The 22,942-nt window shown below is 72.7% G+C and carries 23 protein-coding genes; 12 read left to right on the top strand and 11 right to left on the bottom strand.

The window, feature by feature from the left end; genetic code table 11:
- Positions 1–64 precede the first annotated feature (64 nt).
- The 3 genes from ACFPQ9_RS08145 to ACFPQ9_RS08135 are packed head-to-tail and all read left to right on the top strand — an operon-like array spanning position 65 to position 3,544.
- A complete protein-coding gene (locus ACFPQ9_RS08145) occupies positions 65–2,161 on the top strand; it encodes a xanthine dehydrogenase family protein molybdopterin-binding subunit (protein ID WP_380849110.1) in 2,097 nt (698 codons plus the stop codon).
- Positions 2,162–2,183: 22 nt separating this feature from the next.
- Positions 2,184–2,639, top strand: a complete 456-nt coding sequence (locus ACFPQ9_RS08140; protein WP_380848962.1) for a (2Fe-2S)-binding protein — start codon at positions 2,184–2,186, stop codon at positions 2,637–2,639.
- Positions 2,640–2,677: 38 nt separating this feature from the next.
- Positions 2,678–3,544 (top strand): fructosamine kinase family protein, encoded by an 867-nt coding sequence (locus ACFPQ9_RS08135; protein ID WP_380848959.1) that lies wholly within the window; start codon positions 2,678–2,680, stop codon positions 3,542–3,544.
- Positions 3,545–3,569: 25 nt separating this feature from the next.
- Here the strand turns inward: ACFPQ9_RS08135 and ACFPQ9_RS08130 are convergent, their stop codons facing one another.
- Positions 3,570–4,433 carry a hypothetical protein gene (locus tag ACFPQ9_RS08130; protein ID WP_380848956.1) on the bottom strand — a complete coding sequence of 288 codons (864 nt, stop codon included), beginning with the start codon at positions 4,431–4,433 and terminating at the stop codon, positions 3,570–3,572.
- Between the two features lie 91 nt (positions 4,434–4,524).
- Positions 4,525–5,361, bottom strand: coding sequence for a helix-turn-helix transcriptional regulator (locus ACFPQ9_RS08125; protein WP_380848953.1), 837 nt, complete (start codon positions 5,359–5,361; stop codon positions 4,525–4,527).
- A 101-nt stretch (positions 5,362–5,462) separates the two neighbouring features.
- Here ACFPQ9_RS08125 and ACFPQ9_RS08120 point away from each other — a divergent pair, with 101 nt between their 5' ends.
- Positions 5,463–6,170 (top strand): SDR family NAD(P)-dependent oxidoreductase, encoded by a 708-nt coding sequence (locus tag ACFPQ9_RS08120; protein ID WP_380848950.1) that lies wholly within the window; start codon positions 5,463–5,465, stop codon positions 6,168–6,170.
- 20 nt (positions 6,171–6,190) lie between these two features.
- On the opposite strand, the gene ACFPQ9_RS08115 is transcribed toward ACFPQ9_RS08120, so the two are convergent.
- The 5 genes from ACFPQ9_RS08115 to ACFPQ9_RS08095 form a co-directional block, all read right to left on the bottom strand.
- The gene (locus ACFPQ9_RS08115) at positions 6,191–7,384 is read right to left on the bottom strand and encodes a CaiB/BaiF CoA transferase family protein (protein WP_380848947.1); all 1,194 of its coding nucleotides are present in this window, start codon (positions 7,382–7,384) and stop codon (positions 6,191–6,193) included.
- Between the two features lie 82 nt (positions 7,385–7,466).
- On the bottom strand, positions 7,467–7,925 hold the full coding sequence (locus ACFPQ9_RS08110; RefSeq protein WP_380848944.1) for a MarR family winged helix-turn-helix transcriptional regulator: 459 nt from the start codon (positions 7,923–7,925) through the stop codon (positions 7,467–7,469).
- A 162-nt stretch (positions 7,926–8,087) separates the two neighbouring features.
- Positions 8,088–9,080: a helix-turn-helix domain-containing protein gene (locus tag ACFPQ9_RS08105; protein ID WP_380848941.1), complete on the bottom strand. Its 993-nt coding sequence runs from the start codon at positions 9,078–9,080 to the stop codon at positions 8,088–8,090.
- 224 nt (positions 9,081–9,304) lie between these two features.
- Positions 9,305–10,279, bottom strand: coding sequence for an alpha/beta hydrolase (locus ACFPQ9_RS08100; RefSeq protein ID WP_380848938.1), 975 nt, complete (start codon positions 10,277–10,279; stop codon positions 9,305–9,307).
- A gap of 207 nt (positions 10,280–10,486) precedes the next feature.
- Positions 10,487–11,728, bottom strand: a complete 1,242-nt coding sequence (locus ACFPQ9_RS08095) for an MFS transporter (protein ID WP_380848935.1) — start codon at positions 11,726–11,728, stop codon at positions 10,487–10,489.
- Between the two features lie 56 nt (positions 11,729–11,784).
- Here ACFPQ9_RS08095 and ACFPQ9_RS08090 point away from each other — a divergent pair, with 56 nt between their 5' ends.
- Both ACFPQ9_RS08090 and ACFPQ9_RS08085 read left to right on the top strand, forming a co-directional pair.
- The gene (locus ACFPQ9_RS08090) at positions 11,785–12,765 is read left to right on the top strand and encodes an ArsR/SmtB family transcription factor (protein WP_380848932.1); all 981 of its coding nucleotides are present in this window, start codon (positions 11,785–11,787) and stop codon (positions 12,763–12,765) included.
- Positions 12,766–12,833: 68 nt separating this feature from the next.
- The gene (locus ACFPQ9_RS08085) at positions 12,834–13,715 is read left to right on the top strand and encodes an LLM class F420-dependent oxidoreductase (RefSeq protein WP_380848929.1); all 882 of its coding nucleotides are present in this window, start codon (positions 12,834–12,836) and stop codon (positions 13,713–13,715) included.
- Positions 13,716–13,725: 10 nt separating this feature from the next.
- Here the strand turns inward: ACFPQ9_RS08085 and ACFPQ9_RS08080 are convergent, their stop codons facing one another.
- Positions 13,726–13,953, bottom strand: coding sequence for a hypothetical protein (locus ACFPQ9_RS08080; RefSeq protein WP_107908460.1), 228 nt, complete (start codon positions 13,951–13,953; stop codon positions 13,726–13,728).
- Positions 13,954–14,069: 116 nt separating this feature from the next.
- Between ACFPQ9_RS08080 and ACFPQ9_RS08075 the strand changes: the two genes are divergently transcribed.
- Positions 14,070–14,975 carry a LysR family transcriptional regulator gene (locus tag ACFPQ9_RS08075; protein WP_380849107.1) on the top strand — a complete coding sequence of 302 codons (906 nt, stop codon included), beginning with the start codon at positions 14,070–14,072 and terminating at the stop codon, positions 14,973–14,975.
- Positions 14,976–15,033: 58 nt separating this feature from the next.
- Here ACFPQ9_RS08075 and ACFPQ9_RS08070 read toward each other — a convergent pair whose 3' ends face one another.
- Entirely contained in the window at positions 15,034–15,597 is a 564-nt protein-coding gene (locus ACFPQ9_RS08070) for an NAD(P)H-dependent oxidoreductase (RefSeq protein ID WP_380848926.1), read from the bottom strand.
- A gap of 103 nt (positions 15,598–15,700) precedes the next feature.
- Between ACFPQ9_RS08070 and ACFPQ9_RS08065 the strand changes: the two genes are divergently transcribed.
- The 4 genes from ACFPQ9_RS08065 (at position 15,701) to ACFPQ9_RS08050 (ending at position 20,246) form a co-directional block, all read left to right on the top strand.
- Positions 15,701–16,375: a TetR/AcrR family transcriptional regulator gene (locus tag ACFPQ9_RS08065; RefSeq protein ID WP_380848924.1), complete on the top strand. Its 675-nt coding sequence runs from the start codon at positions 15,701–15,703 to the stop codon at positions 16,373–16,375.
- Between the two features lie 79 nt (positions 16,376–16,454).
- On the top strand, positions 16,455–17,501 hold the full coding sequence (locus tag ACFPQ9_RS08060; protein ID WP_380848921.1) for a LacI family DNA-binding transcriptional regulator: 1,047 nt from the start codon (positions 16,455–16,457) through the stop codon (positions 17,499–17,501).
- A 99-nt stretch (positions 17,502–17,600) separates the two neighbouring features.
- Positions 17,601–18,779 carry a 4-hydroxybenzoate 3-monooxygenase gene (locus tag ACFPQ9_RS08055; protein WP_380848918.1) on the top strand — a complete coding sequence of 393 codons (1,179 nt, stop codon included), beginning with the start codon at positions 17,601–17,603 and terminating at the stop codon, positions 18,777–18,779.
- 30 nt (positions 18,780–18,809) lie between these two features.
- Positions 18,810–20,246 carry a benzaldehyde dehydrogenase gene (locus ACFPQ9_RS08050; RefSeq protein WP_380848916.1) on the top strand — a complete coding sequence of 479 codons (1,437 nt, stop codon included), beginning with the start codon at positions 18,810–18,812 and terminating at the stop codon, positions 20,244–20,246.
- Between the two features lie 45 nt (positions 20,247–20,291).
- On the opposite strand, the gene trxA is transcribed toward ACFPQ9_RS08050, so the two are convergent.
- Positions 20,292–20,678: a thioredoxin gene (gene trxA, locus ACFPQ9_RS08045; protein WP_380848913.1), complete on the bottom strand. Its 387-nt coding sequence runs from the start codon at positions 20,676–20,678 to the stop codon at positions 20,292–20,294.
- Positions 20,679–20,800: 122 nt separating this feature from the next.
- On the opposite strand from trxA, the gene ACFPQ9_RS08040 reads away from it, so the two are divergent.
- A complete protein-coding gene (locus ACFPQ9_RS08040) occupies positions 20,801–22,234 on the top strand; it encodes a dihydrolipoyl dehydrogenase family protein (RefSeq protein WP_380848910.1) in 1,434 nt (477 codons plus the stop codon).
- A gap of 21 nt (positions 22,235–22,255) precedes the next feature.
- On the opposite strand, the gene ACFPQ9_RS08035 is transcribed toward ACFPQ9_RS08040, so the two are convergent.
- Positions 22,256–22,903 carry a peptide deformylase gene (locus ACFPQ9_RS08035; protein ID WP_380848907.1) on the bottom strand — a complete coding sequence of 216 codons (648 nt, stop codon included), beginning with the start codon at positions 22,901–22,903 and terminating at the stop codon, positions 22,256–22,258.
- Positions 22,904–22,942: the final 39 nt, after the last annotated feature.

The raw sequence follows: 22,942 nt of genomic DNA, 5'->3' as shown, positions 1-22,942 counted from the left end.
CGAACCACTCCGGGTTCGCTGAGAGGAGCGCGTGTTGGCCCGTCAGTTGTCCCGTCGACAGTTCGTGGTCTATTCGCTCGCGGCGACCACCCTGACCGTCGCGGCACCGCTCGGCTGCGACGGCTCCACAGCCGAGGGCGCAGAGAAGGCGGACGGCGCACGCGGCCCGTCCGACGTCCTGGTCACCGGAACCGACGAGGAGATGCTGGTCCTGGAGGTCACCCAGGCCAACAAGATCGTCGTACGGCTGCCGCGCGTCGAGGTCGGCCAGGGCGTCACCACCGCCGTCGCCATGATGATCGCCGAGGAACTCGACGCCCGGCTCGCCGACGTCGAGATCCCCCTCGCGGAGGCCCGCAGCAAGGGCAACCAGTTCACCGGCGGCTCCAGTTCGGTCAGTTCGCTGTACGGCCCGGCCCGGCAACTCGCCGCCATGGCCCGTGCCAAGCTCGTGACCGCGGCCGCACGCCGCTGGCACGTCCCCGCGCGGACCCTGCGCACCCGCGGCACCCGGGTCATCGCACCCGACGGCCGCATGGCCACCTTCGGATCGCTCACCAGGAGCGCCGCCCCGATCACGAGACCCACCGTGCCGGCCACACCCAAACCGGCGTCCCAGCACCGGGTGATCGGCCGGCCGACCAACCGCATCGACGCCCGCGACATCGTCACCGGCAAGGCCCGGTACACCGGCGACCTCGCGGTGGCCGGGGCGAAGCCGACGGTCGTGGCCCGGCCGCCGACGCTCGGCGGGAAGATCGTCTCGGTCGACTCCACGGCCGCCCGCGCCATGCCCGGCGTGCACGCCGTCGTCCGGTTCGCCGGCGGTGTCGCCGTCGTCGCGGAGACCTTCCACCACGCCCTGCAGGCCCGTGACGCGCTGCGCATCAAGTGGGCGCCGGGACCACTGGCCGGCCTTTCCGACACGCAGATCCGCTCCAGGCTGCGTGCCGCCGTCCCGAGGCTGGGCAACCCGCCGAGCGGATCGGCGCAGACCGAGGCCGAGTTCGAGTTCGCCTTCGTCAGCCACGCGCCGATGGAGGTCCTCACGGCCGTGGCGGACGTACGGCCGCAGCGGGCCGAGATCTGGTTCTCCGCCCAGGCGCCGATGTCCGCTCGGGAGGACATCGCCGCCACGGTCGGCGTGCCGGTGTCGAAGGTGCGGGTCCATGTGCTGCGCGGCGGCGGCTCGTTCGGACGTCGGCTCAACCACGACGCCGCGATCGAGGCGGCCGTCATCTCCAAGAAGGCGCGCCGCCCGGTGAAGCTCATGTGGAGCCGGACCGACGACATCCGGCACGGCCGGATGCGCCCGGCCTCACACCACCGCATCCGGGCCAGCCACGCCCAGGGCCGGGTGGTGGCCTTCGCCCACGCGACCGCCTCGGTCGGCGAGTCCTTCGACGAACGCGGCCTGTCCGCCCAGGGCGGCGCGCGCTCCGCCCTGCGTGCCCCCGCCGCTGCGCCGCTCCCCAGCGACAGCGGCCTGTACAACTTCGGCCGTCTCTCCGGCGACTCGGGCTCGGTCGAACTGGCGATTCCGCTCGGCGCCTGGCGCTCGGTGGACTCCGGCACCGTCCGCACCGCCGAGGAGATCGTCGTGGACGAGGTCGCCCGCGCCCTCGGCCAGGACCCGGTCGCCTTCCGCCGTACGACACTGCGCAGCAAAGCGGTCAAGGCCGTACTGGACAAGGTCGCGGCCGCCGGGAAGTGGGGCCGGACCCTGCCCCGGGGCCACGGCCAGGGGGTCGCCGTGCACGAGGAGTACGGCTCCTGCGTGGCCTGCCTGGTGGAGATCGACGCCGTCGATCCGAAGAACCCCCGGGTGACCAAGGTGGTGATGGCGGCCGACGTCGGAACGGCCGTCAACCCACGCGGACTTGAGGCCCAGCTCATGGGCACCGCCGTGGACGGCATCTCCACCGTGCTGCGAGCCGGCCTGCACATCGACAGGGGCGCCGTGCGCGAGAGCAGCTTCGCCGACTTCCACTACGCCCGCCAACGGCACGCCCCACTGCACTTCGAGGCGCACATCCTGCCCTCCCGGCGCGAGCCGGGCGGAGCCGGTGAACTCGGCGTCCCCGCCGCGTCCGGAGCCGTCGCCAACGCCTACGCCCGGGCGACCGGCACCAAGCCGCGCCGCTTCCCCCTGAACTTCTGAGCCACCCGAAGAGAAGGTCTTGATGCCCTCCTACTCCTTCACCCTCAATGGGAAGCAGGTCACCGTCGAGGCACCCGCCGACATGCCCCTGCTGTGGGTGCTGCGCGACCTGCTGAACGTCACCGGCCCCAAGTACGGCTGCGGCGTCGGCGCCTGCCGGGCCTGCACCAGCCACCTCGACGGCGACGAGATCCAGCCCTGCGTCGTCAAGGTCGCCGACTGCGCCGGCCGCGAGGTCACCACCATCGAGGGCCTCGCCGACGGCGACCGGCTGCACCCAGTGCAACAGGCCTGGATCGACTGCGACGTCGCCCAGTGCGGCTTCTGCCAGCCGGGCCAGATCATGGCCGCGGCCGCCCTGCTGAAGAAGACATCCCGGCCGACGGACGCCGACATCGACGGCATCGAGAACGTCTGCCGCTGCGGCACCTACTCCCGGATCCGCGAGGCGATCAACAAGGCCGCAGCCACCAGCTGACTTCGGCCGGGTCCCCGGGCCGCCGTACGCTGAGGCCCGTGCACAACAGCTCCGAGGGCCCGGGTGCGGCGGCGGCGCGGTTCACCGGTCTCGCGGTGACCGGTGAACGCCGCCTGTCCACAGCGCTCACCGAAGTCACCCTCGACGACGGCCGAGTGGTCATGGCCAAACACGGCGACGCCGAGCGGGCCACCCGGGCGGAGGCGGCCGGACTGCGCTGGCTGGCCGAGGCCGGCAGCGTCCATGTCCCGGCGGTGCACGGTCGCGACGCCCGATGGCTGGTCATGGACCGGGTGGTGACCGGCAGGCCCGATGCCGGGGCGGCCGAGCGGCTCGGCCGTGAGCTCGCGGCCCTGCACGCCTCCGGGGCACGCGCGTTCGGCGCCCCACCGCCGGGCGGCCCGGAGGACGCGTCCATCGGGCTCGCCCCGATGCGCAATGTCACCGGCCCCGACTGGCCCCACTGGTACGCCGAACACCGGGTGCTGCCGTATCTGCGCGGCGCCGTCGACGGCGGCACGATCCGCGGCGCCGAGGCGTCCGTCGTCGAGCGCGTGTGTGAGCGGCTCCCCGAACTCGCGGGCCCCGCCGAGCCGCCCGCCCGGCTGCACGGCGACCTCTGGAACGGGAACGTCCTGTGGGGTGCCGACGGCCACGCCTGGCTGATCGACCCGGCCGCGCACGGCGGCCACCGCGAGACCGACCTGGCCATGCTCCACCTCTTCGGCTGCCTCCACCTGGACCGGATCCTCGACGGCTACCAGGACGTCGCGCCCCTCGCCGCCGGCTGGATTGACCGCATCGCCCTGCACCAGCTGTTCCCGCTCCTGGTGCACGCCGTGCTCTTCGGCCGCGGCTACGCCGAACAGGCCCTCGCGGCAGCCGGATCGGCCCTGAGGAGCTGACCGGGCGGGGCGACGCCGAGACGAGTCACTCGGCGCCGCGGACGGGACGGCCCGTGAAGGCGTCCAGCAGGATCCGGTCGCCGAGCGGGCGGTCCAGTTCGACCGTCACCTTCTTGGACAGCAGTTGCAGCGTGCAGATACCGTCCTTCGTTCCGACGATGTATCCGGACAGCACCACACTGCCGTCCGTCTCCAGCACCTCGACGGCCGGTCCGTCGTCGCACGCCCCGTGGTGGGCCCGCACGGTGACGGACCGCCCGTCCGCGGACACCCCGACCAGCCGGTCGAGGTCCCACAGCTCGCTGCTGGGGTGGTCGACCGGCTCGATCGGCGGCTTCGGCTCCTCGGCGGGGCTGAGGGCGACGTGCTTGAGCGGGGTGTCGTAGCCCTCGATCGTGAACAGCCAGGCCGGGACGGTGGCCGGGCCGCGGCTGGTCTCCAGCGTCGTCCGGCCCAGCTTCGCCCCGGTCACCGTGAGGCGCGGCCCCGGACCGTCGTTGCCGTCCAGCTTGTCGTACGCCGCCCGCGCCCCCATGAGCGGCAGCGTGAGCGCGTCACCGTCGCGCCACGCCACCTTCGCGTCCTTCTGCGGGGTCTTCGGGAGGTCGCCGCGCAGTACGAAGTTCTGGGTGAGGTACGCCTCCTTGTCGGCGTCGTTGTGGAAGGCACCCTCGGGCAGCTGGACCGGGTCGCCCATCGGGTAGTAGTCCTTGCGCCAGATCTCGGCCGCCGGTGAACCGTCCCAGGCGGCGGCCACCTTCACGGCGCGGGGCCTGGTGTCCGGCGCCGGGTCGGACGTGCCGGCGCCGCCCGCCTCGGCCCCGCATCCGGCGGCGAGCAGACCGAGGGCGGCGAGCGACAGGGCGGCGCGGGAAACGGTCGTACGCATGGATACCCCCGAGTGGACGGCGACGAGCCGGCAGGGGCGGCGTCGGCGCACCGCCCGACACTGAGACGCGTCAAGCACTCGACGGGTTCGGTCAGACCAGGGACTGGGTGCCGAGCACACCGAGCAGTGCGAGGCGCTCCGCGTCCTCGGTGCCGGGTGCGGCCGTGTAGACCATCAGCCGCAGGTCGCTGCCGGCCACGGTGAGGATGTCGCAGTCCAGGGTCAGGGCACCGACCTGCGGATGGTCGATGACCTTGTGGCCGGCCTCGTGCCGGCCGACCGTGCCGGTCTCCCACAGCTCCGAGAACCGGGGGCTGTTCGCGCGCAACTCCGCTATCAGCCGCCGTAGTTGAGGGTCCGACGGGTAGCGGCTCGCGGTCGCGTGCAGGTCCGCGACGATGCCGGCCTGGAACGCGGCCCTCTCCCGAGGGGTCTGCCGTGCCCGGCCGCGCGGCCCGAGGAAGGCCCGCCACACGCCGTTGCGTTCGAAGCCACGCCGGCCGGAGGGGTCGCCCATGAGTGCCGCGTAGTGCGGGTTGGCCATGAGCAGCGTCCAGGCCGCGTCGTAGACCGCGACGGGTGTGCCGTTCAGCCGGTCCAGCAGGCGCTGCACGCTCGGCGTGATGTGGGCGGGGACCGTGTCCGGGCCGGGCGGGGCCAGGCCGGCGAGCCGGAACAGGTGCGTGCGCTCGTCCGCCGACAGCCGCAGCGCCCGCGCCAGGGCCTCGACGATCTGCCCTGACGGACTGCTCGCCCGGCCCTGTTCGAGCCGCGTGACGTAGTCGGCGGAGATTCCGGCCAGCAGCGCCAGCTCCTCCCGGCGCAGCCCGGCCGCACGCCGGTGCCCGCCCGCGGGCAGGCCCGCCGACTCGGGGGAGACCCGGTCGCGCCAGCGGCGCAGGGCCTGTCCGAGTCGCGTCGCCGTCATGCCCCCAGTCAACACCGTCGGGCGGACGTGTGCCTGGTACTCGTGGTCCCAGGAAGACGGGACGGCTGGCTCACCTCGGCGCCGCGCAGGACGCTGAGTCCATGACGACCACACTGATCACCGGAGCCAACAAGGGACTCGGATTCGAGACCGCCCGCCGTCTCACCGAGGCGGGCCACACCGTCTACATAGGCGCCCGGGACGCCGAGCGGGGCCGCCGCGCCGCCGAACGGCTCGGGGCCCGGTTCGTGCGGCTCGACGTCACCGACGACGCGTCCGTCCAGGCCGCCGTGAAGACCGTCGAGGCCGACGGCGGACTGGACGTCCTGATCAACAACGCCGGAATCGAGGTCAGGGGCGAGAACAACAGCATCCCCGCCGCCGCGGACACCACCGCCGACGAGATGCGGACGGTCTTCGAGACGAACGTCTTCGGCGTCGTCCGAGTCCTGCACGCCTTCCTGCCGCTGCTCCAGCGGTCCGCGGAGCCTGTCGTGGTGAACGTCAGCAGCGGTCTGGCCTCGCTGACCGGACTGTCCGACCCGGATTCACCGGCGCACTTCTACCAAGCCGTCGCGTACCCCACCTCGAAGACGGCGGTCAACATGATCACCGTGCAGTACGCGAAGGCGTTCCCGGGGATGCGGATCAACGCCGTCGAGCCCGGCTTCACCGCCACGGACCTCAACGGGCGCACCGGCACCCAGACCGTCGCCGAAGGCGCCGAGATCATCGTCCGGATGGCACGGATCGGCCCGGAAGGACCGACGGGCGGCTATGTGGACGTGAACGGGCCGCTGCCCTGGTGACATGGGCGACGTCGGGCCCCTCAGATGACGCCGTCGGCGCGCAGGGCCGCGATCTCCTCGCCGGTACGGCCGAGTTCGGTGAGGATCGCCTCCGTGTGTTCGCCCACCGCGGGCACCGGGTCCATGCGTGCGGGCACGCCCGCGAGATCGGCCGGCGGCAGCAGGGCCCGGGCCGTCGCGCCACCGGGCACCGCCACGTCGCGCCAACGGTCACGGCCGGCCAGCACCGGGTGGTCCAGGAACGCGGCGACGTCGTTGACCCCGGCGCAGGCGATGCTGATGGACTCCAGGTCCTTGAGGATCTCCTCCGCGTCGGAGCGGGCGCAGCGCTCGGCGACGACGGCGTTGAGCTCCTCGCGATGCGCGACACGGGCCGAGCTGGTGGCGAAGCGCGGGTCGTCGGTCAGGTCGGCCCGGCCGAGGAACTCCGCGCACAGCACAGCCCACTCCCGCTCGTTCTGGATGGAGAACAGCACCTCCTTGCCGTCGGCTGCCGGGTAGGCGCCGTACGGGGCGAGGGTGGGGTGCTGCGTACCGAGCCGGGGAGGCTGGGTGCCGCCGTACTGCGTGTAATAGGCGGGCTGCCCCATCCACTCCGCCAGCGCCTCGAACAGGGACACCTCCACCGGGTGGGCCGTGCCCGTGGTGGCGCGGGTGTACAGGGCGGTGAGGATGCCGCTGTAGGCGTACATCCCGGCGGCGATGTCGGCGACGGAGATACCGACGCGCGCGGACTCCTCGGCGGTCCCGGTCAGGGAGACCAGCCCCGTCTGGCACTGCACGAGCAGGTCGTACGACTTCCGCCCGGCCCACGGCCCGGACGTGCCGTACCCGGAGATCGTGCACGGGATCAGCCGCGGCCAGCGCTCGCCCAGCGCCTGGACCCCGAGGCCGAGACGGTCGGCGGCGCCCGGCGCCAGGTTCTGCACGAACACGTCCGCGGTGTCGAGGAGCCGGTGCAGGATCTCCTGGCCCCGCGGGGCCTTCAGATCCAGCGTGAGGGACTCCTTGGAACGGTTGAGCCAGACGAAATAGCTGGACTGTCCGTGCACTGTCGTGTCGTACCGCCGGGCGAAGTCCCCGTCCCCCGGCCGCTCGACCTTGATCACCCGCGCCCCGAGATCGGCCAGCTGCCGGGTGGCGTACGGGGCGGCCACGGCCTGCTCGAGGCTGACGACGGTGACGCCGGACAAGGGGAGGCGGGGCGCGTTCATGAGGCCATTCGTACGGCCCCGGCGGAGATCCCGTCAACGCCGGCCGGTCGGCTCGCGCCGTGACGGCGGACGCGGTGCCGGGTCAGACCGGCACGTTCAGCGTCTCGACGGCCCGGACGAGTGGTGCCAGTTCGGGGTTCTGGGCGGCCTCGTCCAGGGCCTCGCGCAGCGCCGACTCATTGGTCGGGCGGGCCTCTGCCAGCAGCTGGAGGCCGGCTTCGGTGACGTCGGTGTAGATGCCGCGGCGGTCGGTGGGGCAGAGGTAGCGGGAGAGGAGGCCCCGGTCCTCGAGGCGGGTGACGAGGCGGGTGGTGGCGCTCTGGCTGAGGACGACGGCGTCGGCGACCTGCTTCATCTGGAGGTGGCCGCCTTCGCCGCTGTGCTGGCGGCTGAGGACGTCGAGCAGGGAGTACTCGCGCACGCTGAGGTCGTGGTCTGCCTGTAGAGCACGCTCGATGTGCGTCTCGATCCTGCCGTGGAGCAGGGAGAGGGCGCACCAGCCCTGGGCGAGGGCGGTGAGCGCGGGGTCCGTCGCGGTCATTGGCGCCGGTGTCCTCCGTCCGATGTGAATGACTTCCAGGATAAGGCACCTGCGAAATTTCCCGCGATTGCGTGTAGAGCGCGCGTGCAAGGATGCGGACTCGGTAACCCTGCCCTCCGGCCGCCCGAGCAGCCGATCCTCCGGTCCGGAAGAGCGTCCTGCCTACCCCCGCGCGAGCCGCCGCATGGCAAGCGCCAGGCCCAGCCTGAACCGGCCCTGTGGTGTACGCAGCGGCCAGCCCAACAACTGCTCGGCGTGCGCCAGCCGTTCCTGGAGCGTGGAGTGGTGCACGTTGATCTCGGCCGCCGCCGCCCGCAGGCTCACCGTCGAGGAAACCGCGTGGAGTGTGCCGAGCAGCCAGGGCGCCGCTGCCGCGGCCGCCTCCAGGGCCTGTACGTCGGGCGGCGGCTCGGCGCCCGGTACGACGAGCTCCGCGAGGAGCGCGATGCCGCCCAGCTCGTCGGCGTGCACGACGCCGGGCCCGGGGTCCTGCGCGGTGCCCTCGGCCGTGAACCGCAGCGCGACGCGGGCCTCGGCCCAGGAGCGGGGCAGTTCGAGCACGGGAACGGCGGGGCCTACGCCGACGCGTCCGACGGGCGGTACGACGTCAAGGTGTGCCGACACGATCAGCGGACGGCCGTTCAGCGGGGCCAGGACCCGGGCAGGGGCGGCGGGGTCCAGCCCCGAGCGCCGGGCCGCGTGCAGCCGTGCCGCTTCCGGTGCCGAGGCGTCGAGAACGGTCTCGATCAGCGCCGGATCATCGGCCGGTGCCCGCCCGCGCGTCCGGTCGAGAACGACGCGTATGACCCCCGCGGCCCGCTCCAGGATCACCGCGTCCACGACACTCGGCTCCTTCTGCCCGGTCCGCTCCAGCCAGAGTGCGGCGGCACCGCCCGATGTCAGCGAGGCCGACGGCCAACCGGGGTCGACAGCACCTTCACCATCCCGCCGGGCCCCGTCCGCCTCGACCCGCACGAACACACGCCGCTCGGCATCCACCAGCCGTGCCGGCACGCCTGCCAGCACGGCGGCCCCCCGCACCAACGCCTCCAGCCCGGCCCGCCCCTCGGCAAGCCGATCGAAGTAGGCGATGACCCGAACAGCGGCCCCCGCATCCGGATCAACCGCAGTCAACCGCCCGGCCAGCTCTTTCATGCCCCAATGGTGCGCTACGCCAACGGAAACCGGGGAGGCCGATGCGAACAACTCAGAGCACCAGCCAACCTGAAGGGGCGCGGGGAACTGCCCGCCCTGGAAGTGCCGCCCACAACGGCCGACCTGAAGGGGCGCGGGGAACTGCGCGACCAGCCCCACTCAACCCGCAGCCAGACACGCACCGAACCGGCCCCACAAAGCCCGTCACCGCCCACAAACCCCGGTCACCGCCCCAACAACCGCCTCAACCACCCCACATGCGCCCCCCGACAAGCCCGAGACACCGCCGCCTGCGGAGCAAACCCGTCGAAGCCATGAAAGCCCCCGGGCCACACATGAAGCTCCGCCACACCCCCCGCCTGCCAGATCCGCGAGGCATACGCGACGACCTCGTCCCGAAACGTCTCCGCCGACCCTACGTCCAGAAAGGCCGGCGGCAGCCCGGACAGGTCCGCGGCCCGGGCCGGCGCGGCATACGCGGGCACATCCGCCCCACCCCGACGCTCCCCGAGCAGCGCGGTCCACCCGGTCTCGTTCGCCGTACGGTCCCAGACCCCGAGCCCCGCCATCTGATACGTGGACGGACTGTCGTTCCGGTCATCGAGCATCGGACACATCAGCATCTGCCCGATCAACTCGGGCCCCTTGCGGTCCCGGGCCAACAACGCCAGCGCCGCCGAGAGCCCGCCCCCGGCACTGGCCCCCGCCACCACCACCCGCCCCGCGTCGCCCCCGAACTCATCCGCATGCGCCGCCGTCCACTCCAGACCGGCGTAGACGTCCTCGATCGGCGCCGGATGCGGATGCTCGGGCGCCAGCCGGTACTCCACCGACACCACCACCGCGTCCAGCTCCTTCGCCCAGGCCAGCGGAGCGTCGACGCCGACGCGGTTGTTGCCGATGATCATCCCGCCGCCGTGGACGTGATAGATCACCGGGCGCGGTCCCGGGTCCGCCGGAGCGGCAGGCCGGCAGATCAGCAGCGAGATCTCCGGTGCGCCCTCGGGACCCGGCACCGTACGGTCCTCGACCTCGAAGTACCCGTCCAGCGTCAGATCCAGATCAGCCAGCAACTGGATCCCCGCACCCTGTCGGACGTCGGCTATCTCCGCCATCGTCAGGCCGGGTGAGATCACGTCCTTGATGAGCTCCAGCGCGGCGGCGAGCTCGGGATCGAACGGGGGCGGGGCCTGGGTCATGGCTACTCCTCACACAGGGGGCACGCACGTGCCTCGCGGCTCTGCGGTCAGCATCCGTGAACCGGCCCCGGCCGAGGGGCCGCCGGACGGCGGAAGCTGCCCGCCGTCCGGCGGGTGCACGCCCGTGGCCCGGAGCCTGCCAGGCGCGGTCCACGTCCCCGCGATGGCATGCCCTTCTCGCTCGGCTCATCGTGCCCGTCCTCGCGTTCACGACGCCGGCCGGCCCGCGCGCTCCGAGGCGGCGGCAGGAGCGGGCAGCGGCCGAACCCCTGTGAGCACGTGCAGCAGGTGGCGTCCCAGCGCCACTCCCGTCAGCACCGCGACCAGCGCGCAGACGCCGGGCCAGCCGAAGCGGCCGTAGGCGCGGGCACCCAGCCACGAGCCCGCGGTGCCGCCGAGGTAGGCGCAGGTCATGTACGCGGTGTTGAGCCGGCTGCGGACATCGGCGCCGAGGCCGTAGATCCGCACCTGGTTGGCGACCTGGCCGGACTGCATGCCGACGTCGAGCAGGAGCGTGCCGACGACCAGCGCGCTCAGCCCGGGCACGCCGCCGACGCCGCCGAGGGCGAGGACGGGGGCCGACGCGCCCACCAGGAGCAGACACACCAGGGTGACGCGGTCCGGGCCGCGGCGGTCCACGAGCCGTCCCGTGACCGGCGTGCACAGCATCGTCGCCGCGTTGACCAGGGCCAGCACCCCGGCCGCCGTCGCGTCGAGATCGTAGGCCGGACCGGTGAGCAGCAGTGCCACGCCCGTCCACACGGCGGAGAACCCGGCGAACACCATGGCCTGGTACAGGCACGAGCGGCGCAACTCGGGCGCGGTGCACAGCAGACGCAGCGGCGCTGCGAGCAGGGCCGGGTAGGGCTCCTCGGTGGACGGGGCGGGCGACGGCAGCAGGCGCGCCAGCAGGGCCGCGACCGTGAGGGACAGCGCGGCGGCGGCGACGTACGGTGCCCGCCAGCCCAGCCAGTCGCCGAGGGCGCCGCCGAGCGCGCGGGACAGCAGCATGCCGGCCAGGCAGCCGCTGAGCAGCGTGCCGCCGACCACGCCCTGCCGCTCGGCGGGCACCAGTCCGGCCGCCAGCGGGCCGGCGAGCGGGGCGATCACCGTCGCCGCGCCTACCAGGACACTCGCGGCGGCGAGCGGCATCAGCGTCTGCGCGCCGGACGCGGCGAGCAGGCCGAGGCCGGTCAGGGTCAGCAGGGTGACGAGCAGCCGGCGCGGGGGCAGCCGATCGCCGAGCGGGACGAGCAGGAAGATGCCGGCCGCGTAGCCGAACTGGGTCGCCGTCACCACCGCCGTCGCCGCGTCGGGAGAGACCCCGAGCCCGGAAGCCACCAACGGGCCGATCGCCTGCGGGAAGTAGACATTGCCCACGGCGACTCCGCAGGCGAAGGCGAGCAGCGCGACCGCGGAGGTAGTCTGCCGGTGGTTGAGATCGGTCATGTGCCGAAGTCCACGCCGGTGACGGCCGGTTGCCAAAGGATGTAGCCCGGGGCTTAATGATCAGCTTCCTGCTCGACGTCGACGACCTCGCGGACACCCGGTTCGCGATCTCGCCGCTGCGTGAGGTCATGGGCAGCCTGCGGGCCCTGCGCGCGCCCGCCCTGTTCCCCCTGCACACCCCGTGGCGCCGCGCGGTGCTCGACCGCCTCGGCCCCGCCGACGCCCGGCTGCTGCGGGCCCTGGTCGGTCCGACCCTGATCCTGCCCGACTTCCTCACCCCGCGCCCGACGACGTTCGCGCCGCCGCTGGAGGACCAGCTCGCCGTCGTGCGGGCGACGCCGCCCGAACTCGTACGCCGCGACCTGCTCGCCACCCATGCTCCGCACCCCCTTCCCGACGCCCTGCGGCAGATCACCGCACCCGGCGACGGGCCGGTGGCGGAGCTGCTGGAGGAGCTGTCCGAACTGCTGCTGCGCTACTGGGAGTCGGCGATCGGCCCGGACTGGCCGCGGATGCGCCTGGTGCTGGAGGCCGACATCACCCACCGCGCCCGGCAGCTGGCCACCGGCGGTGCCCAGCTCCTCTTCTCCGATCTGCACCGCAATGTGCGCTGGCGCGAGGGAGTCCTGCGCGTCGGGCAGATGATCGGCCGGCACGAGGTGGACGGCTCCGGACGCGGACTGCGCCTGGTGCCGTCCCTGTTCGCCCACAAACCGGCGCCCCCGGTCAGCGCCGACGAACCGCCGATGCTGGCCTACCCGAGCCGGGGCGCCGCCACCCTGTGGGAACCGCGGCCCGAGGCCGACGCCTCCGCGCTCACCGCGCTGCTCGGCGCACCCCGCACCACGGTCCTGCGTCTGCTGGCCGAACCGCTGCCCACGGTCGAACTCGCCCGTCGCCTCGGTGTGACACCCAGCGCGGTCTCCCAGCACCTGAAGGTGCTGCACGCGACGGGCCTCGTCACCCGGACCCGGGACGGACGGCGCGTGCTCTACCGGCGCACCGGACTCGGCGACCAGCTGGCCGACCGGGCTTGACTTCGAGAGCGCTCGAAGTTCTAGCGTCGTCAGGGACGGGGCAGGTTCCGGGCGAACGGAGACAGGACATGCGGGTCGGCGTGCACATCAACCGGTTCGACCATCCCGGAGGAGGCCCCGCGCTCGGCGCGGAACTCGCCGCCGCGGGTGCCGCCGCCGAAGCGGCGGGCCTGAGCTGGCTGTCGGTGATGGACCACTACTTCCAGATGGAGTTCAACGACCGCGCCGAGGACCCCATGCTGGAGGCCTACACGACGCTCGGCTTCCTCGCCGGGCACACCTCCACGGTCCGCCTCGGCGCGCTGGTGACCGGGGTGACGTACCGTCACCCCGGGCTGCTCGCCAAGATCGCCACCACGCTCGACGTGCTCTCCGGCGGCCGGGCCACCCTCGGGATCGGCGCCGCCTGGTACGACCGGGAGCACGCGGGCCTCGGGGTGCCGTTCCCGCCGGTCGCCGAGCGGTTCGAGCGGTTGGAGGAGACCCTGCGGATCTGCCTCCAGATGTGGGACCCGGAGACGAACGGGCCGTTCGAGGGCCGGCACTTCCGGCTCGCCGAGACCCTCTGCGTCCCGGCGCCGGTCAGCGCCCCGCACCCCGAGATCATGATCGGCGGGGGAGGGGAGAAGAAGACGCTGCGGCTGGTGGCCCGGTACGGCGACGCCTGCAACCTGTTCACCACCTCGCCGGACGAGGTCAGGCACAAGCTCGACGTGCTGCGCGGTCACTGCGACACCGAGGGGCGCGACTACGACGAGATCCGCAAGACTGTCGTCTACTCGGGCGAGCCCGCCATGACGGGCGACCTCGACGCGTTCACCCGCGACATCGCCGGCTACGCCAAGCTCGGCATCGACACGGTGATCCTCGGCCCTCGTACGGGGGAGCCGGCGGCGTTCATCGAGAACTTCGCGGCTCCCGCCGTACAGCGGCTGGCCGGGCTCGACTGAACCCCGGCGGCTACCCGCACGGTGTGCTCGACCGAGGGGTGTCCGCGTCGGCGGGGCGGCTGCGCGAGACGATCCGCATCCCGCGGGCGTCGACGACCCGGACCTGCAGCGAACCGCAGCCGCACCGGGTCCACATCGTGCTGCCCGCCGCCGTGTTGTGCCGGGAGATGATCCGGAAGGGCTCGGCGCCGTCGGGCCATCCGCAGTGCGGGCAGACGGTGCCGGTCGTGCTGGTCATGGTGACTCCTCGTTCGTCGTGTGGCTGATCGACCGTCGCGACACCACCAAGGGTGCGATGAGCCTTCGTACACGTCCAGGTTGACTTTCTGGACCTCACCTTGAAGCGTGGGCTTCATGATTGACCTGCGCCGACTGCATGTACTGAGGGCGGTCGCCCACTACGGCACGGTCACCGCGGCCGCCAGCGCCCTGCACTTCACGACGTCCGCCGCCTCCCAGCAGATCCGGCAACTGGCCCGGGAACTGGGCGTCGACCTGCTGGAACCGCAGGGCCGCGGAGTGCGCCTGACCGCGGCCGCCGAGAGTCTGCTCGCGCACGCCGACGCGATCGCGGCGCGCTGGGAGGAGGCCGAACTCGACCTGCGCGCCGAGTACAGCGCCCCCGCCGGGCAGCTGCGCATCTGCGGCTTCCCCATGTCCGTGCCCGTGCTGCTCGCGCCGATGGCCGTGCGACTGCGGGAGCGGCATCCGCGGCTGACCGTCCGGATCCGGGAGACGGGCGTGCCGGAGAGCTTCGACCTGCTCTTCGAGGGGCAGATCGACCTGGCCGTCGTGGAGGTGACCCCGCACAACCCGCCGCTCAGCGACGCGCGCTTCGACCAGCAGCCGCTGCTGGACGACCCGTACGACCTCGTCGTCCACGCCGACCATCCGCTCGCCGGGCGTGAGCGCGTCGACCTCGCGGAGGCGGCGCACGAGGACTGGATCGCGCCGTCGCCGGAGAGTCCCTGCCGTCCGCGGGTGATGGCGGCGTGCGGCGCGGCCGGCTTCACCCCCGACGTGATCCATCACGCCCTGGACTGGAACGTCACCGCCCATCTGATCGCCCACCGGCTCGGCGTCGCCCTCGTGCCACGGCTGGCCCAGCTGACCCCGCACCTGCCGATCACCCGCGTGCGCTGCGCGGGCGACCCGCACCGCAAGGTGCTCACCTGCACCCGCCGTGGCTGCCGGGAACGCCCGGCGGTCGCGGCCGCACTGTCGGAACTGCGTGAACTGGCACCGAAGGCGGTGGCCTGAGACACGGGAAAGGGCCGGAGCGCCAGGCTCCGGCCCTTCGTGTCGACCCGTGCCGGGGTCAGGCGGCGACCGCCTCGCCCGCGTGGCCGTGGACGCGCGCGATGACCTCGGTCAGCTGCGCGGCGACCTCGGCGTCGTCGGCCGGGTGGGTCTCGGCGAAGCGGGTCACCGAGCCGGGGATGGACAGCTTGACGTCCTCGAGCACCTTGCCGCCGGCGATGCCCACGGCCTTGCGGGTCTCGTCCTGCGCCCACACGCCGCCGAACTGGCCGAAGGCGGTGCCGACCACGGCGACCGGCTTGCCGCCGAAGGCGCCGGAGCCGTACGGGCGGGACAGCCAGTCGATGGCGTTCTTCAGGACGGCCGGGATCGTGCCGTTGTACTCGGGGGAGAAGAGCAGGAAGGCGTCGGCGGCCTGAGCGGCCTCGCGCAGCTTCGCGGCGGCGGCCGGGACACCGCCCTCGACGTCGATGTCCTCGTTGTAGAAGGGGATGTCCGCCAGGCCCTCGAAGAGCACGACCTCGGCGCCCTCGGGAGCGAGCTTGACGGCCGCCTCGGCCAGCTGACGGTTGTGCGAGCCGGCGCGAAGGCTACCGACGAGCGCGAGGATACGAACAGACATGCGAACTCCAAGGGGGGGGCTGAAACACTGCCGTCACAAACCGGACCGAGGTCCGCTTACGTTTCTAGCATCCGAAACGGACCGCGGTCCAGTTTCATTCCCGATGCTTTACGCTGGCTTCATGTCCGCCGCCCTGCCCCCCTTCCCGAAGCCCGAGGAGCCCGACGGCACGCCCCGGTTGCTGGAAGTCGGCTTCGCCCCCGACGAGCCCTGCCTGCGCGCCGACGCGGCCCGCAACCGCGCCCGGCTGCTGGAGGCCGCCTCCGAGCTGATCGCCGAGCACGGCGCGGCGGGGGTCACCATGGAGGCCGTGGCGGCCGCGGCCGGCGTGGGCAAGGGCACCGTCTTCCGCCGCTTCGGCGACCGCACCGGCCTGCTGACGGCACTGCTCGACCACTCCGCGCGCAAGCTCCAGGGCGACTTCCTGGGCGGGCCGCCGCCGCTGGGCCCCGGGGCGCCCCCGGTCGAGCGGCTGCGCGCGTTCGGCGTGGCGGTGCTCTACCGGTCGGCCGAGCAGCTGGACCTGCAGATGGCGGCCCAGCCGGAGCCGGCCCGCCGGTTCAACCACCCCTCGGTCAAGGCGCTGCACACCCATGTCGCGGTGCTGCTGCGGCAGATACAGCCGGACGCCGACTGCGACCTCCTCGCCCAGACCCTGCTGGCGTACCTCGACCCGGCCCTGATCCACTACCTGACCAGGCAGTGCGGTATGCCCATGGATCGGCTGGAGGCGGGCTGGCTCGACCTGGTGGACCGTGTGACGGGCACACAGGTGTGAATGTTCCGGGGGTCCCCGGAACACCTCAACCGGGCGGCGGCAGACCCTAATCGGAATCGTGCGCACAGGTTCTGCAAAGATGCCGTACGTCATGGTGCAGATACCGAAAACGCCCGCGCCCGCTTCCCCCGCACAGCGCTCGGTACCCACGAGCGCCGATGTGGCCCGCCTGGCCGGCGTCTCGCGCGCGACCGTCTCCTACGTCCTCAACAACACCAGTGCCGTCCGCATCAGCGAGCCCACCCGCCGCCGGGTCCACGAGGCCGCCAAAGAACTCGGCTACGTCCCGCACGCCGCGGCCCGCAGCCTGCGCGCCGGACACAGCCGCATGGTCCTGATGCCCGCGCCGAGCTTTCCCGTCGGCTCCCTGTACAGCCGCTTCCTCAGCGACCTCCAGCTGGCCCTCGGCCGCCTCGACTACACCGTCGTCCAGCACGGCAGCGTCGGCCTGCACGGCGACGAGGCCGCCCGCGCCTGGGCCGAGCTGCGCCCCGTCGCCGTCCTGGTGTCGGGCAGCGGCCTCGGCCCCAAGGGCGTGACCGTCCTCAAACGCTCCGGCGCCCGGGCCGTGGTCACCCTCGGCCCCGAGTCCGTGGACGGGGCGCACACCCTGCTGATGGACTACGAGGCCGTGGGCCACTGCGCGGCCGGCCATCTGTACGACCGCGGCAGGCGCCGTATCGGCGTCGTCGTACCCGAGGAGGACGGCCTGGAGTCCTTCTCGGCGCCCCGGCTCGAAGGCGTGCGCCGCGCCCTGCACGGCACCGACGCCACCCTCACCGAGCTGCCCCTGGCCTACGAGGAGGAGTCCGCGGCACGGCTCGCGGCCCGCTGGCGCGACCTGGGCCTCGACGGCGTGTTCGCCTACAACGACGAGTACGCGATGCTGCTGACGCGGGCCCTCCAGGACGAGGGCGTACGCGTTCCCGCCGACACGGCCGTCATCGGCGCCGACGACCTGATGCTCGGACGGCTGCTGCGGCCCAGGCTGAGCACCGTCCACATCGAGCTGCCGTCCGGCCGGGACCTCGCGGAGCTGGTCGACCGCGCGGTGCGCAACCCGGGCGCCGCGCCCGGGACACACACGGTGCTGGGGGCGACGGTGGTGCACCGCGAGTCCAGCTGAGTCCGCGGAGCCCGGTTCGAGGCTTTCCGCGGGCCACGTGGTGTCCAGCAGGCCCTGACGCGCCCGGCCGACGTACCGTCGAACTCAGGGAGGCGTGGAATGCGCACGACGGTCGGCATCATCGGCGGTGGCCCCGCCGGGCTGCTCCTCGCCCGGCTGCTGCACCGCGCGGGCATCGACTGCGTGGTCCTGGAGGCCAGGACCCGCGCGTACGTCGAGCAGCGCCAGCGCGCCGGAATGCTGGAGCAGGGCACGGTCGACGCGCTGCGCGAGGCCGGCGCCGCCGAACGGCTGACGGCCGAGGGCCTGGTGCACCAGGGCATCGAGCTGCGCTTCGCCCGGGAACGCCACCACATCGACTTCCCGGCCCTGACCGGCGGCCGTACGGTGACGATCTACGCGCAGACCGAGATCGTGAAGGACCTCGTCGCACTGCAACTCGCGGACGGGCCACCGCTGTTGTTCGAGGCGGAGGCGCTGGCCGTCGAGAAACCGGAGAGCGCCACGCCCCTCGTGCGGTTCGTGCACGAGGGCCGCGAGCGCACACTGGCCTGCGACTGGATCGCCGGCTGCGACGGCTTCCACGGCATCTCTCGTAACGCCTTCCCGGCCGGGACGGGTCGCTCGTACGCACACGAGTACCCGTACTCCTGGCTCGGCGTCATGGCCGAAGTCCCGCCGTCCTGCGACGAGTTGATCTACGCGCGCGGTGAGCGCGGCTTCGCGCTGCACAGTATGCGCTCACCGTCCGTCTCCCGGCTCTATCTCCAGGTCCCCAACGGCACCGACCCCGCCGACTGGTCCGACGAGCGCATCTGGGACGAACTCGCCGCCCGCTTCGCGATCGACGGCGACTGGACCCTCGAGCGCGGCCCCATCACCGCCAAGTCGGTGACGGTGATGCGCAGTTACGTCCACGAACCGATGCGACACGGCCGCCTGCTGCTCGCCGGGGACGCCGCGCACATCGTCCCGCCGACGGGCGCCAAGGGTCTCAACCTCGCCGTGTCGGACGTCAGGGTGCTCGCCCGCGCCTTCATCGAGCTGCATCGCACGGGGGACGCACAACTCCTCGACAGGTATTCGCAGTCGTGCCTCCAGCGGGTGTGGCAGGCCACCCGGTTCTCGGACGACATGACTAAGATGTTGCACGCTCAACCAGATGGGGATGCGTTCGACCACCGGATGCAGCTCGCACGTCTGCGCCGGATCACCGCATCCCGCCATGCCGCCGCCGAACTGGCGGTGAACTACTCGGGACTTCCGCTCCCGCTGTGAGTCCCGCCGGTGACCGAACGGAGAGTCGCAATGCCGTTGCTCGACCCCAGCACCTGGCAGTCACCTTCCCTCTCGGGAGGCGAGTACGCCGTCACCGAGCCCGCGACGGGCGACAGGCTCGGCACCGTCACCCTGGCCACCGCCGAGGACATCGGCACCGCCGCCGCGGCCGCCCGCGCCGCCCAGACCGAGTGGGCCCACGTCCCGCACTTCGTCCGGGCGTCGGTGCTGCGCAAGGCCGGCGACCTGTTCACCGAGCACGCCGACGAACTGCGCGGATGGCTCGTCCGCGAGTCCGGCTCCATTCCCGGCAAAGCCGCCTTCGAGCTGCACGTCGCCGCCCAGGAGTGCTACGAGGCCGCCGCCCTCGCCTCCCGCCCGGCCGGGCAGGTCCTGCCCAGCGAGGCACCCCGGCTGTCGTACACACGGCGCGTCCCGGTCGGCGTCGTCGGCGTGATCGCGCCGTTCAACGCCCCCCTGATCCTGTCCATCCGTTCCGTCGCCCCGGCCCTCGCGCTCGGCAACGCCGTGGTGCTGAAACCGGACCCGCGCACGGCGATCTGCGGCGGACTGTCGCTCGCCGCCGTCTTCGCGGAGGCAGGTCTGCCCGAGGGGCTGCTGCACGTGCTGCCGGGCGGCCCGGAGGCGGGCCAGGCGCTGGTCGCGGACCCGCGCGTGCCGGTCATCTCCTTCACCGGTTCCACGGCCGCGGGGCGTGCCGTCGGCGAGGCCGCCGGACGCCACCTCAAGCGGGCGCACCTGGAACTCGGCGGCAACTCGGCCCTGATCGTGCTCGAGGACGCCGACCTCGACGCCGTGATCTCCACGGCCGCCTGGGGCTCCTTCTTCCACCAGGGCCAGATCTGTATGACGACCGGCCGCCACCTGGTCCACCGGTCGCTGTACGAGGAGTACGTCGAGCGGCTCGCCGCCAAGGCGGACTCCCTCGCGGTCGGCGACCCGCACCGCGCGGAGGTCCACCTGGGCCCGCTCATCGACTCCGGTCAGCTGAACAAGGTGCACGGGCTGGTCGAGGCCAGTACCTCACGAGGCGCCAAGCTGGCCGCGGGCGGCACTCACGAGCAGCTCTTCTACCGGCCGACCGTGCTCGCCGGGACGGACGACGACACCCCCGCGTACGCCGAGGAGGTCTTCGGCCCGGTCGCGCCGGTCCGTTCCTTCGCGACGGCCGACGAGGCCGCGGCCCTCGCCGCGGCGAGTTCCTACGGCCTCTCCCTGGGCATCGTCACCCGGGACACCGCCCGGGGCCTCGACCTGGCCGAACGGATCCCGACCGGCATCGTGCACATCAACGACCAGACCGTGAACGACGAGGCCGTCGCCCCCTTCGGAGGCGTCGCCGCCTCCGGGACCGGCGCCCGGTTCGGCGGCGAGGCCAACCTGGAGGCGTTCACCGACGTGCGCTGGACGACGGTGCGCGGCGACGTGGCGCCGTACCCCTTCTAGGCCCGGCCCCTGGAGGCCGCCTTCAGGATCCGGTCTCCGCGGTTCCTACTGGCCGTCCTGCTCGGCCTGCGCCTGCTGGGCGGCGACGGCCTTGCGGACCTCGTCCATGTCGAGCTTGCGGGCCTGCCCGATGACGTCCGTGAGGGCTGCCTCGGGCAGGGCACCCGGCTGCGCGAACACGGCGACACGGTCGCGGACGATCATCAGCGTCGGGATCGACTGGATGCCGAAGGCGGCGGCCAGCTCCGGCTGCGCCTCGGTGTCGACCTTGCCGAACACAAGGTCCGGGTTGTCCTCGGCCGCCTTCTCGTACACCGGGGCGAACTGACGGCAGGGCCCGCACCAGGACGCCCAGAAGTCGATCAGAACGAACTCGTTGTCCGTGACCGTCTGGTCGAAGTTCTCCTTGGTGAGCTCCACGGTGCTGCTCATGGCGTTTTTCCCTCTTCCTGGTGTCGGGGGCGAAGCCGTCGGCGACAACACGACCGTACGGTCACGTATTCCGCGCGCGTACCCGTGTGGCCACGCCGCACACCACCCGTAAGACTGACCCCATGACGGAAACGGATTCCATCGCTTACGACGTCGTGGTGCTCGGTGCGGGGCCCGTCGGGGAGAACATCGCGGACCGGACCCGGGCGGCCGGCCTGTCCACCGCGGTCGTGGAGAGCGAGCTCGTCGGCGGCGAATGCTCGTACTGGGCGTGCATGCCCAGCAAGGCCCTGCTGCGTCCCGGCCTCGCCCAGGCCGACGCCCGCCGCCTCCCGGGCCTCGCCCAGGCCGTGCAGGGCCCTCTGGACGCGGCCGCTGTCCTCGCCCGGCGCAACGGATTCACCGGGAACTGGAACGACGACGGTCAGATCCAGTGGCTGGACGGCATCGGCGTCGACTTCTACCGCGGCCACGGCCGCCTCGCCGGCCCCAAGAAGGTGGAGGTGACCGGCTCCGACGGCGAACGGCACGTCCTGACCGCCGGGCACGCCGTCGCCGTCTCCACCGGCAGCCGGGCCGTCCTGCCCGACCTGCCGGGACTCGCCGACATCAAGCCCTGGACCAGCCGCGAGGCCACCAGTGCGCAGACCGTGCCCGGCCGGCTCATCGTGATCGGCGGGGGAGTGGTCGCCACCGAGATGGCCACGGCCTGGCACGCCCTCGGCTCAAAGGTCACGCTCCTCGTGCGCGGCAAGGGCCTGCTGAACCGTATGGAGCCCTTCGCCGGGGAAATGGTCGCGGCGGCCCTGACCGAGGCGGGCGTGGACGTCCGCACCGGCACCTCGGTCACCTCGGTGACCAGGGAGAACGGCACCATCGTCGCCGTCACCGACAACGGCGACCGCATCGAGGCCGACGAGATCCTCTTCGCCACCGGCCGCGCCCCGCGCACCGACGACATCGGCCTGGACACGATCGGTCTGGAGCCCGGCTCCTGGCTGGAGGTCGACGACAGCCTGCGCGTCACCGGCAGTGACTGGCTGTACGCGGTCGGCGACGTGAACCATCGCGCGCTGCTCACCCACCAGGGCAAGTACCAGGCCCGTATCGCCGGCGCGGCCATCGCCGCCCGTGCCTCCGGCGTGTCCCTGCTCGACTCGGACCCGTGGAGCGCCCACGCCGCCACCGCCGACCACTCCGCGGTCCCCCAGGTCGTCTTCACCGACCCGGAGGCCGCCGCCGTCGGTCTGTCCCTGGCGGAGGCGGAGCAGGCCGGGCACCGGGTGCGCGCCGTCGACTACGACCTCGGTTCGGTCGCGGGCGCCTCGCTGTACGGCGACGACTACCGCGGCCGCGCCCGCATGGTCGTCGACCTGGAGCGGGAGATCCTCCTCGGCGTGACCTTCGTCGGTCCCGGCGTCGGCGAACTCATCCACTCGGCGACGATCGCGGTCGCCGGCCAGGTGCCGATCAGCAGGCTCTGGCACGCGGTCCCGTCGTATCCGACGATCAGTGAGGTGTGGCTGCGGCTGCTGGAGTCGTACCGCGACAACTGACGCACACGCCGGCCGGCTCGCTCAGTCGGGCAGCGGGAAGCCGAGGGCCCTGGCCGCCCCGTCCGGGGTCGGCTGGGCCCAGTGCTCCGCCATCGACTGATTGGACGACAGCGAGCGCAGTTCTGCCCGGTCCAGATAGAGCACACCGTCGAGGTGGTCCGTCTCGTGCTGCACGATGCGGGCGGGCCACCCCGAGAACATCTCGTCGAAGGCGTGCCCGTGCTCGTCCTCGCCGGTCAGCCGCACCTCGGCGGGCCGTGCCACCACCGCCTGATAGCCCGGAACGCTCAGACAGCCCTCGAAGAACGCGGCACGCCCGCCGCCGGCTGCCTCGTACGACGGGTTCACCAGCACCCGGAACGGCTGCGGCACCCGCCCGCGCAGCAGCCGTACCTCCTCCGGCACCGGTGCCGGATCCTCGATCACCGCGATCCGCAGCGGCACACCCACCTGCGGCGCGGCGACGCCGACGCCCGGCGCCGCGTGCATCGTGGTCCGCAGGGCGGCCACGAAACGGGCCAGCAGCAAGGGGTCCAGCTGACCGTCGAAGCGCTCGGTGGGTTGCCGCAGCACCGGGTCGCCGGCCGCCACGATGGGCAACGGGCCCTCGGTGGCGAGGAGTTGCTCGACCTGCTCGGCCAGCGGTGCGTGAGGGTTCGGAAGTGCCATCGCGCCAGAATGCCATGGCGCCCGCGCGACGGGCGGACT

This window comes from Streptomyces coerulescens (assembly GCF_042657965.1).
Taxonomy (GTDB): domain Bacteria; phylum Actinomycetota; class Actinomycetes; order Streptomycetales; family Streptomycetaceae; genus Streptomyces; species Streptomyces coerulescens.
This window is presented reverse-complemented; position numbering and strand designations above follow the sequence as displayed.